General features: G+C 75.2%; 13 protein-coding genes. 5 read left to right on the top strand and 8 right to left on the bottom strand.

Features of this window, described 5'->3' with window-relative positions; genetic code table 11:
• Positions 1-230: 230 nt before the first annotated feature.
• On the bottom strand, positions 231-1220 hold the full coding sequence (locus ACIF8T_RS33340; RefSeq protein ID WP_400040286.1) for a glycosyltransferase family 9 protein: 990 nt from the start codon (positions 1218-1220) through the stop codon (positions 231-233).
• Complete coding sequence (locus ACIF8T_RS33335) at positions 1217-1861, bottom strand: D-glycero-alpha-D-manno-heptose-1,7-bisphosphate 7-phosphatase (RefSeq protein WP_400040285.1); 645 nt, start codon at positions 1859-1861, stop codon at positions 1217-1219. Before ACIF8T_RS33335 ends, ACIF8T_RS33340 begins: the two co-directional genes overlap by 4 nt.
• Positions 1862-2066: 205 nt before the next feature.
• Here ACIF8T_RS33335 and ACIF8T_RS33330 point away from each other — a divergent pair, with 205 nt between their 5' ends.
• Positions 2067-2507: an SRPBCC family protein gene (locus tag ACIF8T_RS33330; RefSeq protein WP_400040283.1), complete on the top strand. Its 441-nt coding sequence runs from the start codon at positions 2067-2069 to the stop codon at positions 2505-2507.
• A 48-nt stretch (positions 2508-2555) separates the two neighbouring features.
• On the opposite strand, the gene ACIF8T_RS33325 is transcribed toward ACIF8T_RS33330, so the two are convergent.
• The 5 genes from ACIF8T_RS33325 to ACIF8T_RS33305 all read right to left on the bottom strand — a co-directional run bounded on the left by ACIF8T_RS33325 (position 2556) and on the right by ACIF8T_RS33305 (position 9334).
• Positions 2556-3707 carry an XdhC family protein gene (locus tag ACIF8T_RS33325; RefSeq protein ID WP_400040281.1) on the bottom strand — a complete coding sequence of 384 codons (1152 nt, stop codon included), beginning with the start codon at positions 3705-3707 and terminating at the stop codon, positions 2556-2558.
• Positions 3708-3755: 48 nt separating this feature from the next.
• Positions 3756-5213 (bottom strand): NCS2 family permease, encoded by a 1458-nt coding sequence (locus ACIF8T_RS33320; RefSeq protein ID WP_400040279.1) that lies wholly within the window; start codon positions 5211-5213, stop codon positions 3756-3758.
• 259 nt (positions 5214-5472) lie between these two features.
• Positions 5473-7860: a xanthine dehydrogenase family protein molybdopterin-binding subunit gene (locus ACIF8T_RS33315; protein ID WP_400040278.1), complete on the bottom strand. Its 2388-nt coding sequence runs from the start codon at positions 7858-7860 to the stop codon at positions 5473-5475.
• 2 nt (positions 7861-7862) lie between these two features.
• Complete coding sequence (locus ACIF8T_RS33310; RefSeq protein ID WP_400040276.1) at positions 7863-8444, bottom strand: (2Fe-2S)-binding protein; 582 nt, start codon at positions 8442-8444, stop codon at positions 7863-7865.
• Positions 8444-9334, bottom strand: coding sequence for an FAD binding domain-containing protein (locus ACIF8T_RS33305; protein WP_400040275.1), 891 nt, complete (start codon positions 9332-9334; stop codon positions 8444-8446). Before ACIF8T_RS33305 ends, ACIF8T_RS33310 begins: the two co-directional genes overlap by 1 nt.
• A 372-nt stretch (positions 9335-9706) precedes the next feature.
• On the opposite strand from ACIF8T_RS33305, the gene ACIF8T_RS33300 reads away from it, so the two are divergent.
• Together ACIF8T_RS33300 and ACIF8T_RS33295 are read left to right on the top strand one after the other, a co-directional pair.
• A complete protein-coding gene (locus tag ACIF8T_RS33300) occupies positions 9707-11401 on the top strand; it encodes a PucR family transcriptional regulator (RefSeq protein ID WP_400040274.1) in 1695 nt (564 codons plus the stop codon).
• A gap of 150 nt (positions 11402-11551) precedes the next feature.
• The gene (locus ACIF8T_RS33295; protein WP_400040272.1) at positions 11552-12325 is read left to right on the top strand and encodes a hypothetical protein; all 774 of its coding nucleotides are present in this window, start codon (positions 11552-11554) and stop codon (positions 12323-12325) included.
• Positions 12326-12989: 664 nt separating this feature from the next.
• Here the strand turns inward: ACIF8T_RS33295 and ACIF8T_RS33290 are convergent.
• Positions 12990-13805 (bottom strand): GntR family transcriptional regulator, encoded by an 816-nt coding sequence (locus ACIF8T_RS33290; protein ID WP_400040270.1) that lies wholly within the window; start codon positions 13803-13805, stop codon positions 12990-12992.
• Between the two features lie 167 nt (positions 13806-13972).
• Between ACIF8T_RS33290 and ACIF8T_RS33285 the strand changes: the two genes are divergently transcribed.
• Together ACIF8T_RS33285 and ACIF8T_RS33280 are read left to right on the top strand one after the other, a co-directional pair.
• Complete coding sequence (locus ACIF8T_RS33285; protein WP_400040269.1) at positions 13973-14827, top strand: (2Fe-2S)-binding protein; 855 nt, start codon at positions 13973-13975, stop codon at positions 14825-14827.
• A 313-nt stretch (positions 14828-15140) separates the two neighbouring features.
• Positions 15141-16187: a DUF2637 domain-containing protein gene (locus ACIF8T_RS33280; RefSeq protein ID WP_400040268.1), complete on the top strand. Its 1047-nt coding sequence runs from the start codon at positions 15141-15143 to the stop codon at positions 16185-16187.
• Positions 16188-16331: the final 144 nt, after the last annotated feature.

The following is a 16331-nucleotide window of genomic DNA, read 5'->3' as shown; positions in this document are numbered from 1 at the left end:
CCACCGGATCGCCGGGCCCCGCGCCGCTCCGGACCCCGCTTCCCGGCTCACCGCGCCCCCTCGTCGAAGACGGCGGGCGCGCCGACGCGGGCCGGGGCGCTCAGCACGCGCACGCGCACGGCCCGGCGGTTCGGTAGACCGTCACCCGCCCGGTTCCCGGACCGCGGCGGAGACCGCGCGCCGGGCGCACGCCGCCGCGGGCCGTCCCCGCCCGGCCGGGGAGCCGGCCCTCACCTCTCCCCGCTCAGCTTCTCCACGGCGGTGACGACCTCGTGGGCGGTGACGGTGTCCAGGCAGGGGTGGCCGGGCACGGGGCAGGTGCGGGCCCGGGTGCCGGCGCAGGGCGCGTCCTGGTCGCCGAGCAGGACGTACGGGACGCCGTACGGCCGCCAGCGTCCGGCCGGGACGACCGGGGCGAACAGGGAGACGACCGGGGTGCCGACGGCGGCGGCGAGGTGGGCGGGGCCGGTGTTGCCGGAGACGACGGCGGTGGCCCCGGCGAGGACGCCGGCGAGTTCCGGCGCGCCGGTGCGGCCGCCGAGGTCGAGGCCGTGCTCCCCGGCGACGTACGCGGTCAGGTCGCGTTCGCCCGGGCCGCCGGTGACCACCGTCCGGTGCCCGGCCGCGGCCAGTTCGCGTACCGCCGCGGCGCACCGCCCGGGGCTCCAGGCCCGGGCGGGGACGCTCGCGCCGGGGTGCAGGACGACGTAGGGGCCGGGTCCGGTCAGGTCGGCGGTGGCGGGCGGGGGCAGGATCCGCAGCCGTCCGTCGTCGACGCGCGGGAAGCCCGCGGCCTCGGCCAGGTCGAGGGCGGCCTCGGCCTCGTGGGCGTGCGGGGCGCGGTGGTGGCGGACGTCGAGCAGGGAGCCGGGGTAGTCCTCGCTGTCGGCGGCGACGCGCCGCACCCCGGCCAGGCGCAGCAGCAGGGCGGCGGGCAGCGGGGACTGGTGGAAGGAGGTGAGGACCAGCGCGGTGTCGGCGTCGATCGCGTCGACCAGGGCCTCGGTCCGCGCGCGGTCGACCGGCGGCGGCCGGAATCCGGCCCAGGGGGCGTCCCAGACGAGGACGTCGTCGACGCCGGGCAGCAGCCGGGCGGCGGGCGCGCCGCGCGGCCCGCACAGCAGCGTGACGGTGTCGGCGCGGGCGGCGACGGCGCGGACCGCGGGACCGGCGAGCAGGACGTCGCCGAAGTCGTCCAGGCGGGCGACGAGCGCCTTCACGGGCGTCTCCCGCGCGCGGGACCGGTCGCGTACGCCTCCAGGACGGGCCGCTCGTCGGCCAGGACGCGGCCCCGCGGCGGCCCGGCGAGCACCGCGCGGACGGCGGTCAGCAGGTCCGGCGCCACGTGCTCGGCGGCGGCGGTCTCCTCGGGGCGGGTGACGTCGTTCGGTACGAGGATGCCGTGGGCGCCGGCCCGGCGGGCGGCCTCGGCGTCGGCGCCGATGTCGCCGATCAGCACGCAGGCGGCGGGGTCGGCGCGGACCCGGCCCGCCGCCCACAGGATCATGCCGGGCCGCGGCTTGCGGCAGGGGCAGCCGTCGTCGGGGCCGTGCGGGCAGACGGCCCACACGTCGAACGGGCCGAGGAGCTCGTCGACCCGCGCGTTGACGCGGCGCACGTCGGCGTCGGTGAGCAGGCCGCGCGCGATGCCGGACTGGTTGGTGACGACGCCGGTGCGGATGCCGCGCTCGCGCAGCAGGGCGAGGGCCTCGCGGGCGCCGTCGACGGGGCGGACGAGGGCGGGGTCGGCGTTGTAGGGGACGTCGTGCACGAGGGTGCCGTCGCGGTCGAACAGGACGGCTTCGACCGGACTCCTCGGGGTACCTTCTGCCGGGTGCCGGCTCCACGGGTGTTCCTGCATGCGGCGGGTGCTCCGTCCCGGACGGCTGACACTGCAGTGCGCCGGGTGCCGCACCGAAGCTGTCTCAAACACTTGAAGCCGACTCGCCCGGGAAGGGAACGTCTGTCCGCCTTTCTTCCCGTCGCCTTCCGTGAGTCCTCTTCAAGAATCCGCGGAAGCACCAACGTCCGCTGCCGGGCCGGCCCGCATTCCCTACGATCGTCCCGTGGTCGACTTCCAGCTGGAACGCACGGTGCCCCTCTCCCTCGACGAGGCCTGGCGCCGGGTCACGCGGTGGCCCCGGCACGGTGACGCCGTCCCGCTGACGCGGGTCTCGGTGGCGACACCCCCGCCGACGCGCGAGGGCACGGTCGTCGTGGCCCGTTCGGGACTGGGGCCGATCGGCTTCGACGACCCGATGGAGATCACGGTGTGGCGGCCGCCGCAGGGCGACGCCCCGGGGCTGTGCCGGCTGGAGAAGCGGGGCCGGGTCGTCACCGGCTGGGCCGAACTGGAGGTCCGCCCCGGCCCCGGCGGCCGTGCGCGGGTGCTGTGGCGCGAGGACGTGCGGGTGAGGGGGCTGCCGGCGGTCTTCGACCCGCTGGTGCGGGCCTCGGGGCGCGCGATGTTCGGACGGGCGGTGAACGCGCTGCTCAGGCAGCCGTGACACCCGCCGCGGACCGCCCCTCGGGCGGCGCCGCCCAGCCGCGGACCGTCAGGACACGCGCAGGCCGGGCACGGGCCCGGCGGGCGTGCCGTCGTGGTGGATCGGCAGGTGCGCGCCGGTCAGCGGGACCCCGCTGCCGCCGCGCCGGTCGGCGACGATCTGCGCGGCGATGGACAGCGCCGTCTCCTCGGGCGTCCGGGCGCCGAGGTCCAGGCCGATCGGGGAACGCAGCCGCGCCAGCTCCGGCTCGGTGACGCCGGCCTCCCGCAGCCGCTCGACGCGGTCCAGGTGGGTGCGGCGGGATCCCATCGCGCCGACGTACGCCACCGGCAGCCGCAGCGCCACCTTCAGCAGCGGCACGTCGAACTTGACGTCGTGCGTCAGCACGCACAGCACCGTGCGGGCGTCCACGGAGGTCCGCTCCAGGTAGGTGTGCGGCCACTCGACGACGATCTCGTCGGCCTCCGGGAAGCGGGCCCGCGTCGCGAACACCGGGCGGGCGTCGCACACCGTGACGTGGTAGCCGAGGAACGCGCCGACGCGGACCAGCGCCGACGCGAAGTCGATCGCGCCGAAGACGATCATCCGGGGCGGCGGGACCGACGACTCCACCAGGACGGTGAGCGGGCTGCCGCACCGCGAGCCCCGCTCGCCGATCTCCAGGGTGCCGGTGCGCCCGGCGTCGAGGAGGGCTCCCGCCTCCGCCGCGACCGTGCGGTCCAGCTCGGGGTGGGCGCCGAAGCCGCCCTGGTACGACCCGTCGGGGCGCACCGCGAGCGCCCGGCCCAGGAGCCCGGCCGGGCCCCGCACGATCCGGGCCACCGCCGTCGCCTCGCCGCGCGCGGCGGCGGCCAGGGCGGCGGCGGCGACCGGGCGGACGGGGTCCTGGGCCCGTATCGGCGTGACGAGGACGTCGATGGTCCCGCCGCAGGTCAGGCCGGTGGTGAAGGCGTCCTCGTCGCTGTAGCCGAAGCGTTCCAGGACGGTCCCGCCGTCCTCCAGCGCCTGCCGGCACAGCTCGTACACCGCGCCCTCCACGCAGCCGCCGGAGACCGAGCCGACCGCCGTGCCCCCGGCGTCCACGGCGAGCGCGGCGCCGGGCTGGCGGGGCGCGCTGCCCCCGACCGCCACCACGGTGGCCACGGCGAAGTCACGGCCCTGCCCGACCCACCGGTCGAGCTCTTCGGCGATGTCCAGCATCTGTCTCGGTCTCCTTGCGGCGGTTGGGTGGAGGGTTTCCACGGGCGGCTAGTGCACGCCCAGCCAGCCCTCGATCGGGTCGAGGGCGAAGAACACCACGAAGATCACCGTCAGCACCCACATGAAGGCGCCGATCTCCCGCGCTCTGCCCTGGCCGGTCCTGACGGCGGCGTAGGAGACGACTCCGGCGGCGACGCCCGCGGTGATGGAGTAGGTGAACGGCATGATCACGACGGTCAGGAAGACCGGGATCGCGGTGGCGCGGTCGGCCCAGTCCACGTGCCGGGCGTTCATCATCATCATGGCGCCGATGACGACCAGGGCCGCGGCGGCGACCTCGCCCGGGACGATCGCGGTCAGCGGGGTGAAGAACAGGCAGGCCGCGAAGAACGCGCCCGTGACCACGGAGGACAGGCCCGTCCGGGCGCCCTCGCCGACGCCGGTCGCCGACTCGACGAACACGGTCTGGCCCGACGCCCCCGAGACACCGCCGATCGCCCCGCCGGCCCCGTCGACGAACAGCGCCCTGGACAGGCCCGGCATCCGGCCCTTGTCGTCGGCGAGCCCGGCCTCGGTGCCGACGCCGATGATGGTGGCCATCGCGTCGAAGAACCCGGCGAGCACCAGGGTGAACACGATCATGCCGACGGTCATCGCGCCGACCTCGCCCCAGCCGCCGAACTCGACCTGGCCGAAGACCGAGAAGTCGGGCAGGGAGACGGCGCTGCCGTGCAGTTCCGGCGCGCCGCCGGCCCACTGCCCGGGGGCGACGACGTCCGCGGCGTTGAGGATCACGGCGAGCACGGTGCCGCCGACGATGCCGATCAGGATCGCGCCGGGGACGCCGCGCGCCTGGAGCATGAAGATCGCCAGGAGGGTGACCGCGAAGAGCAGGACGGGCCAGCCGGCCAGTTCGCCGGCCGGGCCGAGGGTGACGGGGGTCGCCTCGCCCTGGTGCACGAAACCGGCCTTGTAGAAGCCGATGAGGGCGACGAACAGGCCGATGCCCATGGTGATCGCGTGCTTGAGCGCCAGCGGGATCGCGTTCATGATCATCTCGCGCAGGCCGGTGACCACCAGCAGCATGATGACCACGCCGTACACCACGCACATGCCCATGGCCTGCGGCCAGGTCATCCGGGGCGCGACCTGGGAGGCGAGGACTCCGGAGACGGACAGGCCGGCGGCGAGCGCGAGGGGCACCTTGCCGACGAAGCCCATCAGCAGCGTGGTCAGGGCCGCCGCCAGCGCGGTCGCCGTGATGAGGGCCTGCCGGCCGAGGGTGTTCCCGGCGGCGTCCTGGCCGGACAGGATCAGGGGGTTGAGGAGGAGGATGTACGCCATCGCCATGAAGGTGGTGACGCCGCCGCGCACTTCACGCGCGACCGTGGACCCTCTGCGGGATATGTGGAAGTACCGGTCGAGCCAGGACCGTCCGGCGGGTACGCGGGTGCCTTCGCCCGCGTCCTGCGCTGTGGTCCCCGGCTCCAGTGACTGCTGGGTCATGTGGGCCTGCTCCCAAGGTTCATAGGGGCACCCGCGTGACGGCCGGTGCGACGGCCGCTCGCCGCGTGGGGCGCGGCTGCGGGATTTGGGAAGGTGCTGCGGCCGCACGACCCGGGGGACGGCCCGAGACGAACGAACGGGATCTGCTGGTGTCCTGCTGCCTGCCCGGCCGCCGCGAGCGGTGCGGCGGCCGGGGAGGGGGCTCCGGGCGGCGCGACGGAGTGCGTGACGTTCCCTGCGCCGCCCGGAGAGCCGTGTGCTACGCCGTGCCCGTGAGGTGTTCGGGCCGTACCGGCGTGCGGTCGAGCTCCAGCCCGGTCGCGTTCCGGATCGCCGCGAGGACGGCCGGCGTCGACGACAGGGTGGGGGCCTCGCCGATGCCGCGCAGCCCGTACGGGGCGTGGTCGTCGGCGAGTTCGAGCACGTCGACGGGGATGGTCGGCGTGTCGAGGATGGTGGGGATCAGGTAGTCCGTGAAGGAGGGGTTCTTCACCTTCGCGGTCCTCGGGTCGACGACGATCTCCTCCATGACCGCCATGCCCAGGCCCTGGACCGTGCCGCCCTGGATCTGGCCGACGACGGAGAGCGGGTTGAGCGCCTTGCCGACGTCCTGGGCGCAGGCCAGTTCGACGACCTTCACCAGGCCGAGCTCGGTGTCGACCTCGACGACGGCGCGGTGCGCGGCGAAGGAGTACTGGACGTGCCCGTTGCCCTGCCCGGTGCGCAGGTCGAAGGCCTCGGTCGGCCGGTGCCGCCACTCCTCCTCGACCTCCACGGCCTCGTCGCCGAGGACGTCGGCCAGGTCGGCGAGGACCTCGCCGCCGTCGGTGACGACCTTGCCGCCCTCCAGGACGAGTTCGGCCGTGGCCCAGGCCGGGTGGGAGGAGCCGAACCTGCGCCGGCCGATCTCCAGCACCTTCTCGCGCACCAGCTCGCAGGCGTTCTTCACGGCGCCGCCGGTGACGTACGTCTGCCGGGAGGCGGAGGTCGAACCCGCCGAACCGACCCGGGTGTCCGCCGGGTGGATGGTCACCCGGGCGACGCCGAGCTCGGTGCGGGCGATCTGCGCGTGGACGGTGACACCGCCCTGGCCGACCTCCGCCATGGCCGTGTGCACGGTCGCCACCGGTTCCCCGCCGACGACCTCCATGCGGACGCGCGCGGTGGAGTAGTCGTCGAAGCCCTCGGAGAAGCCGACGTTCTTGATGCCGACCGCGTAGCCGACGCCCCGGACGACGCCCTCGCCGTGCGTGGTGTTGGACAGGCCGCCGGGCAGCTGCCGCACGTCGGCGCCCTCGCTGGACTCCCACTGGCGCTCCGGCGGCATCGGCATCGCCTTGACGCGGCGCAGCAGTTCGGCGACCGGGGCCGGGGAGTCGACCGGCTGCCCGGTCGGCATGAGCGTGCCCTGTTCCATGGCGTTGAGCCGCCGGAACTCCACCGGGTCCATGCCGAGCCGCTTCGCCAGCTTGTCCATCTGCGCCTCGTAGGCGAAGCACGCCTGGACCGCGCCGAAGCCGCGCATGGCGCCGCAGGGCGGGTTGTTGGTGTAGAGGGCGACGGCCTCGATGTCGACGTCGTCGACGACGTACGGGCCGATCGACAGGGAGGAGGCGTTGCCGACGACGGCCGGGGAGGCGGAGGCGTAGGCGCCGCCGTCCAGGACGATCCGGCACTTGACGTGCGTGAGCTTGCCGTCCTTGGTGGCGCCGTGCTCGTAGCGGAGCTTCGCGGGGTGGCGGTGGACGTGCCCGAAGAAGGACTCGAAGCGGTTGTAGACGATCTTGACGGGCTTGCCGGTGCGCAGCGCGAGCAGGCAGGCGTGGATCTGCATCGACAGGTCCTCGCGGCCGCCGAACGCGCCGCCGACGCCGGCCAGCGTCATGCGCACCTTGTCCTCGGGCAGGCCGAGCACGGGCGCGATCTGGCGCAGGTCGGAGTGGAGCCACTGGGTGGCGACGTAGAGGTGGACGCCGCCGTCCTCCTCGGGCACGGCGAGCCCGGACTCGGGACCGAGGAAGGCCTGGTCCTGCATGCCGAAGGTGTACTCGCCCTCGACGATCACGTCGGCCCGCTCGCGGGCCTCCGCCACGTCGCCGCGCACGATGGGCTGGCGGTGGACGATGTTGGGGTGCGGGACGTGGCCGATGTGGTGGTCGTCGCGGTGCTCGTGGACGAGGATCGCGTCGGGCGCGAGGGCCGACGCCTCGTCCGTGATCACCGGGAGTTCGCGGTACTCGACCCGGATCTTCGCGGCGGCGCGGCGGGCGGTCTCCGGGTGGTCGGCGGCGACGAGCGCGACCGGCTCGCCGTGGTGGCGCACCTTGCCGTGCGCGAGGACCGGGGTGTCCCGGATCTCCAGGCCGTAGTGCTTCACCTCGGTGGGCAGGTCGTCGTGGGTCAGCACGGCGTACACGCCCGGCGTGGCCAGCGCCTCGCCCGTGTCGATCGAGACGATCTCGGCGTGCGCGACCGGGGAGCGCAGGATCTGGCCCCAGAGCATGTCCTCGTGCCACAGGTCGGACGAGTACGCGAACTCGCCGGTGACCTTGAGGATGCCGTCGGGGCGGAGCGTGGACTCGCCGATGCCGCCCTTGGTCTGCGACCCCTGGGTGATCTTCGTGGGGGTTCCGCTGGGGGAAGCCATGCTCAGACCGCCTCTCCCTGCCGGGCGGCCGCCAGGCGGACCGCGTCCATGATCTTCTCGTAGCCGGTGCAGCGGCACAGGTTGCCCGACAGCGCCTCGCGGATGTCCGCGTCGGTCGGGGTGGGGTTGCGCTCCAGCATCTCGTCGGCGGCGACCAGCAGGCCCGGCGTGCAGAAGCCGCACTGGACGGCGCCGGCGTCGATGAACGCCTGCTGGACCGGGGAGAGCGCGGTGCCCTCGCCGGTGTGCGAGTCGGTGCCCTTGGCCTGCCACCGCCGGGCCTCGTCCAGCGGGGTGCCGCACGCGCCGGAGGCGCAGCCGCCCTCGGCGCGCCGCTCGGCGAAGTCCGCCAGGCCCTCGACGGTGACGACCTCGCGGCCCTCCGCCTGGCCGGCGGCGACCAGGCAGGAGCAGACGGGCACGCCGTCGAGCCGGACCGTGCACGAGCCGCACTCGCCCTGCTCGCAGGCGTTCTTCGAACCCGGCAGGCCCAGGCGCTCCCGGAGCACGTACAGCAGGGACTCGCCCTCCCACACGTCGTCGGCTTCCTGCGGACGTCCGTTGACGATGAGGTTGACGCGCATCACGCAGCTCCCTTCGCGGTGCGGCGGGTGCCGCGGTACGACTCCCAGGTCCAGGTCAGCGTGCGGCGGGCCATGACGCCGACGGCGTGACGGCGGTAGCTCGCGGTGCCCCGGACGTCGTCGATCGGGTTGCAGGCGGCGGAGCACAGGTCCGCGAACTGCTTGGCGACCGACGGGGTGATGATCTCGCCGTTGTCCCAGAAGCCGCCCTCGTCGAGCGCCGCGTTCAGGAACTCCTCGGCGGCCCTGGCCCGCACGGGCGTCGGGGCGGCCGAGCCGATGCCGGTGCGCACGGTGCGGGTCTCGGGGTGCAGCGCGAGACCGAAGGCGCACACGGCGATGACCATGGCGTTGCGCGTGCCCACCTTGGAGAACTGCTGCGGGCCGTCGGCCTTGCGCACGTGCACGGCCCGGATCAGCTCGTCGGGCGCGAGGGCGTTGCGCTTGACGCCCGTGTAGAAGTCGTCGATGGGGATGAGGCGCTTGCCGCGCACCGACTCGGCCTCGACCTCGGCGCCCGCGGCGAGCAGGGCGGGGTGGGCGTCGCCGGCCGGGGAGGCGGTGCCGAGGTTGCCGCCGACGCCGCCGCGGTTGCGGATCTGCGGGGAGGCGACCGTGTGCGAGGCGAGGGCGAGCCCCGGCAGCTCGGTGCGCAGGTGCTCCATGATGCGGGTGTACGGCACGGAGGCGCCCAGCCGCACGCTCTCCTCGCCCACCTCCCACTCGTAGAGGTCGCCGATGCGGTTCAGGTCCATGAGGTACTCGGGCCGGCGGTGGTCGAAGTTGATCTCGACCATCACGTCGGTGCCACCCGCAATCGGCACAGCGGTGGGGTGCTCGGCCTTCGCGGCGAGCGCCTCCTCCCAGCTGGCGGGGCGAAGGAAGTCCATGACCGGCTCTCTTCTTCGTCTCGTGGGGCGTACAGATTGAGCCAATCCGTGTGCGGCGGGCCCGGCTCGTTCATGTGCTGTTCACTCGGTTGGGAGTCAGTACACCGCCGTGTGCTCCAGCAGGGTCAGTCACCGAAACCATGAAGGAGTTGGCTGGCCACGACGGGCATCTTGTAGATTCGTATGAACGGAGGTCATCGGTAACCTCCTCGTTTTCCTGTGGAAACGCGCGACACGGCCGCGTGACCGGGAACACAGCCGGGAACCGCCCGGGCGTCGGCGAGCCCAGCTCACCGGTCCGCCGCACGGGCGCCTCACCCGAGACCCCACGATCCATCGTAGATTTCGAGACAGAGAACGGCGGCGACGAGAATGCGGCTGCGCGCACTGCTGGACACCGATGCGCTGGGCCTCAGGCTCCTCGGCGGTGAGGACGAGCTGGACCGCACCGTCCGGGGTGTGATGACCACGGACCTGCGGGACCCCAGCCGCTACCTCTCGGGCGGCGAACTGGTGCTCACCGGTCTCGCCTGGCGCCGCGACGCCGGCGACTCCGAGCCGTTCGTCCGGATCCTGGCCCAGGCCGGGGTCGCCGCGCTCGCGGCCGGCGAGGCCGAGCTGGGGGACGTGCCCGACGACCTGGTCACGGCCTGCGCCCGGCACCGCCTGCCGCTGTTCGCGGTGCACGAGTCGGTGGCGTTCGCGACCATCACCGAGCACGTCGTGCGGCAGGTGTCCGGGGAACGCGCCGGGGACCTCGCGGCCGTCGTGGACCGGCACCGCCGCATGATGACCTCCGGACCGGCGGGCGGCGGCCCCGACGTGGTGCTGGACCTGCTCGGCTCCGACCTGGACCTGCGGGCGTGGGTGCTGTCCCCCACCGGGCGGCTCGTCGCGGGCCCCAAGGTGGCGGGCCCCGCCCTGCCCGCCGAGGTGTGCGCGCAGCTCGCGGCCGAGCACCTGGCGGCCACCCGCACCGGCCGCCGCGGCCCCCACCGGGTCCTGCTGGGCGCCACGACCTACTCGCTGTTCCCGGTCCGCTCCGGCGGCCGCTCCCCGCAGGCCGCCGCCCGCGACGTGCGCGAGACGGTGCTGTCGGACTGGCTGCTGGCCGTCGAGGCGGACGCCGGCGATTGGGCGGAGGAGCGGCTCGACCTGCTGTACGGCGTCACCCAGCTCATCGCCGTGGAGCGGGACCGCCGGGACGCGGCCCGCACGGTCCGCCGCCGCCTCGCCCAGGAGGTCCTGGAGCTGGTCCAGACGGGCGCGGCCCCGGCTGAGATCGCCGCCCGCCTGCGGGTGGCGGCCCCGGTGCTGCTGCCCGGCCTGGGCGCCGCGCCGCACTGGCAGGTGGTCGTGGCGCGCGTCGACTGGGAGGACACGGCGGGCGGCGCCCCCGGGGAGGTGGCGGGCGGCCCGGTCGCCCAGTCCCTCCTGGAGGAGATCCTCGCCGACCCGCACGCCGCCGGCCCCGAACCGTCCGACCGCATCGCCGTGGCCCACACCGGCGACGAGGCGGTCGCGCTCGTCCCGCTGCCGGCGGTCTCCGCCGAGCACGACGGCTCCGAGTCGGGCGTCCTCGCCGACGCGCTCCTGGAGGCGGTCCGCGGCCCGCTGACGGCCGGGCTGGACGACGACGGGCGGGTCACCCTCGGCGTCAGCGCCGCCGTGCACTCGGCGGAGGGCCTGCGCGGCGCCCTGGAGGAGGCCCGCCACGCCCGCCGCGTGGCGGCGGCCCGCCCCGGCCGGGTCTGCGCGGCCGGCCACCAGGAACTCGCCTCGCACGTCCTGCTGCTGCCCTTCGTCCCGGACGACGTGCGCCGTGCCTTCACCGCCCGCCTGCTGGACCCGCTGCGGGACTACGACCGCCGCCACCGCGCGGAGCTCATCCCCACCCTGGAGGCCTTCCTGGACTGCGACGGCTCCTGGACCCGCTGCGCGGCCCGCCTGCACCTGCACGTCAACACGCTGCGCTACCGGGTGGGCCGGATCGAGCAGTTGACGGGCCGTGACCTGTCCCGGCTGGAGGACAAGCTCGACTTCTTCCTGGCGCTGCGCATGAGCTGAGACGCCGGTGCCGCGCGGGAGCCGGAACGCGCCCCCGCGCCGCCCCACGACTTTGTGAAATCCTTCACCCACCCTCTTGGCCGGGCCCCGCGATCCGTGCTGAGATGCCGCCACCACTCAAAGCTCGATGGCGTGCTCGGGGAGGGCAACGTGGCGCATACCGCCATGTCTGGTAACGGAACGACCGCCGGTGACGATCCCCTCCAGACCGCGGTATGGCGGCTGCGCTCCCGCGCGTGCTGGGCCGACGCGGCCGCCCTGCTGACACCGGCCACCCCGGCGGCCGCGCTGCAGCGCGCCGCCCTGCTGGTGGAGCGGTGCCTGTACACGGAGCAGGGCTGGGAGGAGGCCGAGGACGCGCTGCGCACCGCCGAGGCGCTGGCCCACAGCGACGACGAGCGGGGCGCGGCCGCTTGTGAACGCGGGTACTTGGCGTACGCCGCGACCGTGCTCACCGTCCGGGACCGCGCCGACGAGGCGCGCGCCGCGCTCGGCCGGGCGGCGGCACTGATCGCGCCGGGGACGCCGGGCCGGGCCCTGCTGGACTTCCGGCGCGGCCTGCTCGCCGAGAACCTGGCCCGCTCCCCGCAGGCCGCCCGCGCCGCCTACCGCCGCGCCCACGCGGGCGCCACCGCCCACCCCGACCCGCTGCTGCTGTCGTCCACCTGGCGGCACCTGGCCGGACTCGCCCTGCGCGACGGGGAGGTGGCGGAGGCCCGGCACGGCTTCGCCGAATCCCTGCGCATCCGGGAGGAGTTGGGCTATCTCGTGGGCACGGCACCGGCGCTGGTCTCCCTCGCGGACACCGAGGCGGAGCCGGAGGCGTCCCGGCTCCGCGACGAGGCGCGCCGCCTGTTCCGCCTCCTGGGCGGCGTCCCCACTTGGCTCGCCCGCCAGTTGGCCCCGCCGGCGGCCACGGCCTGATCGCGCCCGGCGGGCGCGCGGCGCCGGTGGTGCGGCGGGCATGCGGCGCCGGTGGTGCGGCGGGCGCGCGGCGCCGGTGGTGCGGCGGGCGCGCGGCGCCGGTGATGCGGCGAGCCGTCGACGGACGCCCGCCCTCAACGAGGCGCCGTCCCCGCCCGGTGACGGCCCCTGACCGGCGGCGGCTGCCGCCCGCGCGCAGGGACGGCCACGGACCGGCGGTAACGGCCGCCCGTGCCCGGGGACGGCCACGAACCAGCAGCGACGGCCACCCGCACCCAGGGACGGCCACGGACCCGCAGCGACGGCCACCCGCACTCAGGGACAACCACGAACCCGCAGCGACGGCCGGGGCCCGCCCGGCGGACGGAGCACGGAACGCCCGGTGCGGCCCCGGCCCGCACCGGGCACGGGCCGCGACAGCCCTCGCCACCCCGGCCGCACGGAGCCGTCCACCGAGCCCCGCAGACGCCCTGCAGACTCCTGCGGTCCCTTCAGGCTCCTGCGGTCCCTTCAGACCCTCGCGGACTCCTGCGGGCACCCCGCCCAGCCGCCGCAGGCGAAGTGCTCCCCCACCAGCACCCGCGGACTCCTGCTGGCCCCCCAGCCCTCGCGGACTCCTGCGGACGCCCCGCACAGCCCCCGCGGACTCCTGCTGGCGCCCCGCTCAGCCGCCGCAGGCGAAGTGCTCCCCCACCAGTGCCCGCACCACGTCCAGGTCACCGGCGATGAGCGCGTCCAGCAGGGCCGTGTGCTGGTGGGCGTCGGCCACCAGGGCCGCACGCCCGCGCGCCGCGGCCGCCCCGCCCCCGACCAGCGGCCACTGCGCGCGCCGGTGGAGGTCCTCGGCGATGCGGACCAGCTGCGCGTTGCCGGACAGCGACAGCACCGCGCGGTGGAAGGCCCGGTCGCACTCGGCGTACGTGGCGTGGCAGCCGGACGACGCGGCGCGCACCGTCGCCTCGGCGAGGGGGCGCAGCTCGGCCCACCGCTCCACCGGGACGGTACGGGCCAGCCGCAGCATCACCGGCACCTCGATCAGCGCCCGCACCTCGGCCAGTTCGGCCAGCTCCCGCGTCCCCCGCTCGACGACCCGGAACCCGCGGTTGGGGACGACCTCGACGGCCCCTTCCAGGGCCAGTTGCTGCATGGCCTCGCGGACGGGCGTCGCGGACACCCCGAACCGCTCCGCGAGCACCGGCGCCGAGTACACCTCGCCGGGCCGCAGCTCACCGGCCACCAGCGCGGTGCGCAACGCGTCGAGGACCTGCCCGCGCACGGAGGAGCGCTGCACGGCGGGCCGCGCGCGCGGAGCGGGCACGGAGGGCCCGCCGTGCGCGTGCTCGCCGTGCGTGTGCTCGCCGCGCGCGGCCCCGGCCTGCGGCGGCACCCGCACCCACCCGTCCCGCCCCGCGGGCACCGCCGTCCCGGCGGGCTCCCCGAGGCCCCTGGAGTCCGCGGAGCCCTGCGCGCCCTGCTTCACGGGTCTTCCTCCGGACGTGTCGGCACATGAGGTAATACAACGGCTTGTCGTTCAGACATCAAGCACGATAAGCGCACCGGACGCCAGTTCACATATCCACGATCTTGGGTAAGGTAAGGCTTACCTTTAAACCAGTCAGTTCGACGAGACGTGGATCGGTGGTCCGCATGCCCGTGCTCCTTTCGGCCGTCACCGCGGCGTACGCCCGCCTGGCCCGGGCCGTTCCGGGGCTGGCCGTCACCGAGCTGGGGGCCGACGGGGAGCTCCCCCGGGGCGGCGACTGGGTCGCGGCCGACCAGCTCGCGGCGGGCGGCGCCGCCCTCGACGCGTTCCTCGCCCGGGACGAGGCGCAGGTGCTGCGCGACTACGGGCAGCGGGCCCGGCCGGACGTCGTCGCGACCTTCGGCCTGCACCGGTACGCCTGGCCCGCCTGCCTGCTGATCACCGTGCCGTGGTTCCTGCACCGCCGCGTGCCGCGCTACCCCGTGACGCACGTCTCGTACGACCGCGCCGCCCCCGGCCTGGCCCTGGGCCGCCTGGCCGTGCGCCCGGCCGGGTTCGCCTGCCTGCCCGGGGACCCGGCCGCCGCGCTGCCCGGCGCCCGGGTGGTCCCCGACGAGGACGCCCTGCGGGCGGAGGTGCGCGCCGCGGTCGCCGAGCACCTGGAGCCGGTCCTCGCCGGCTTCGGCCCGCGCATGCGGCGGCGCGGCCGGGCCCTGTGGGGCATGGCGACCGACGAGCTGGTCGAGGGCCTGTGGTACGTCGCCGGACTGCTCGGCGAGGACGAGGGGCGACGGGCGATGCGCGAGCTGGAACTGCTGCTGCCGGGGGCGACCAGGCCCTACGTCGGCGCGGCGGGCTTCCGGGAGCTGACCGGGCCGTCCGGCGAGCCGGTGCCCACCCGGGACCGGGTGAGCTGCTGCATGTTCTACACCGTGCGCCCCGAGGACGCCTGCGCCACCTGCCCGCGCACCTGCGACACCGCGCGGGAGGCCAGGACCGCGGTCGCCGCGGCCGGCTGAGCTCCCGGCGGGCGGCCCCCGTGCGGCCGCCCGTCGGCCATCCCCTAAGATCACCCGCAAGCATGACTGCCGTACGGTCACGGGCGATTCACAACTCCCTCACGCGTCACGGGAACTTTCCGAGGAACCACCCGTACGGGTAGTCTTGTTCGAACTCAACTCCCGCGCCTCAAGCGGCAGTTCGAGCAGAACGCCGTCCTGGGCATCCCCTTGCACCTCCTTGGCGGCCTCTTGCCCCGAAACCCCCTGAGGTCCGGCGGGATTGGGCCACTATGGCGGGCGTTACGCCCTATCCCACTGCAAGGGACCCCGTATGAAACTGACCGACATATCGCTGAACTGGCTGCTTCCGGGCGCCGTACTGCTCCTGGGCATGCTGACGGCGGTGGCGGTGCTGGCGCGCGGCAAGCGCTCCTCGGTCAAGGACTCAAGCGCCGACGACTCGTGGGAGCGCGCCGAAGAGCGCCGCAGGCGCAAGGAAGCCATATACGGCACCGTCTCCTACGTCCTCCTCTTCTGCTGCGCGGCGGTCGCCGCCGCCCTCTCCTTCCACGGGCTGGTCGGCTTCGGCGAGCAGAACCTCGGCCTGACCGGCGGCTGGCAGTACCTGGTGCCGTTCGGCCTGGACGGTGCCGCGATGTTCTGCTCCGTGCTCGCGGTGCGCGAGGCCAGCCACGGTGACGCGGCGCTCGGCTCCCGCATACTCGTCTGGACGTTCGCCTTCGCCGCGGCCTGGTTCAACTGGGTGCACGCGCCCAGGGGCCTGGGCCACGACGGCGCCCCGCACTTCTTCGCCGGGATGTCCCTGTCCGCGGCGGTCCTGTTCGACCGCGCGCTGAAGCAGACCCGCCGGGCCGCCCTGCGCGAGCAGGGCCTGGTGCCCAGGCCGCTGCCGCAGATCCGCGTCGTGCGCTGGCTGCGGGCCCCCCGCGAGACCTACCGCGCCTGGTCGCTGATGCTCCTGGAGGGCGTCCGCAGCCTCGACGAGGCCGTCGAGGAGGTCCGCGAGGACAAGCGCCAGAAGGAGGAGACCCGGCGCCGGCGCCGCGAGCAGGAGCGCGTGGAGCGCGCCCAGCTGAAGGCCATCAGCCGTGGCCACCGCGGTTTCGCCGGCCGCGGCGCCGGGCGCCAGGTCGAGGTGCAGGCGGTGGAGCGCGGCTCCGGGGAACTGGTCTCCGCGGAGCCTGCCATATCCGGGCCGGAGCAGCTGCCCGTCCGCGCGCGTCACTCCCTGCAGCCCGTGCGCAGCGGGACTGACCCCGTCACCGTGGACCTCACCGCGGAGGACGACACCATGGCCCTGCCGCGCCTGGACTCCCTGGAGCGCAAGCTGAAGGACCTGGAGCAGCAGTTCGGTTAGGGACGGGGGTCCGGGGGGGGGGCGGGGGGGGGGGGGGGGGGGGGGGGGGGGGGGGGGGGCGGCCCCCCCCCCCCCCCCCCCCCCCCCCCGCGGGCCCCCCCCCCCCCCCCCCCCCCCAAACCCCCCCCCCCCACGGGCCCCCCC

Source organism: Streptomyces sp. NPDC085946, from assembly GCF_044540485.1.
Classification (GTDB): domain Bacteria; phylum Actinomycetota; class Actinomycetes; order Streptomycetales; family Streptomycetaceae; genus Streptomyces.
This window is presented reverse-complemented; position numbering and strand designations above follow the sequence as displayed.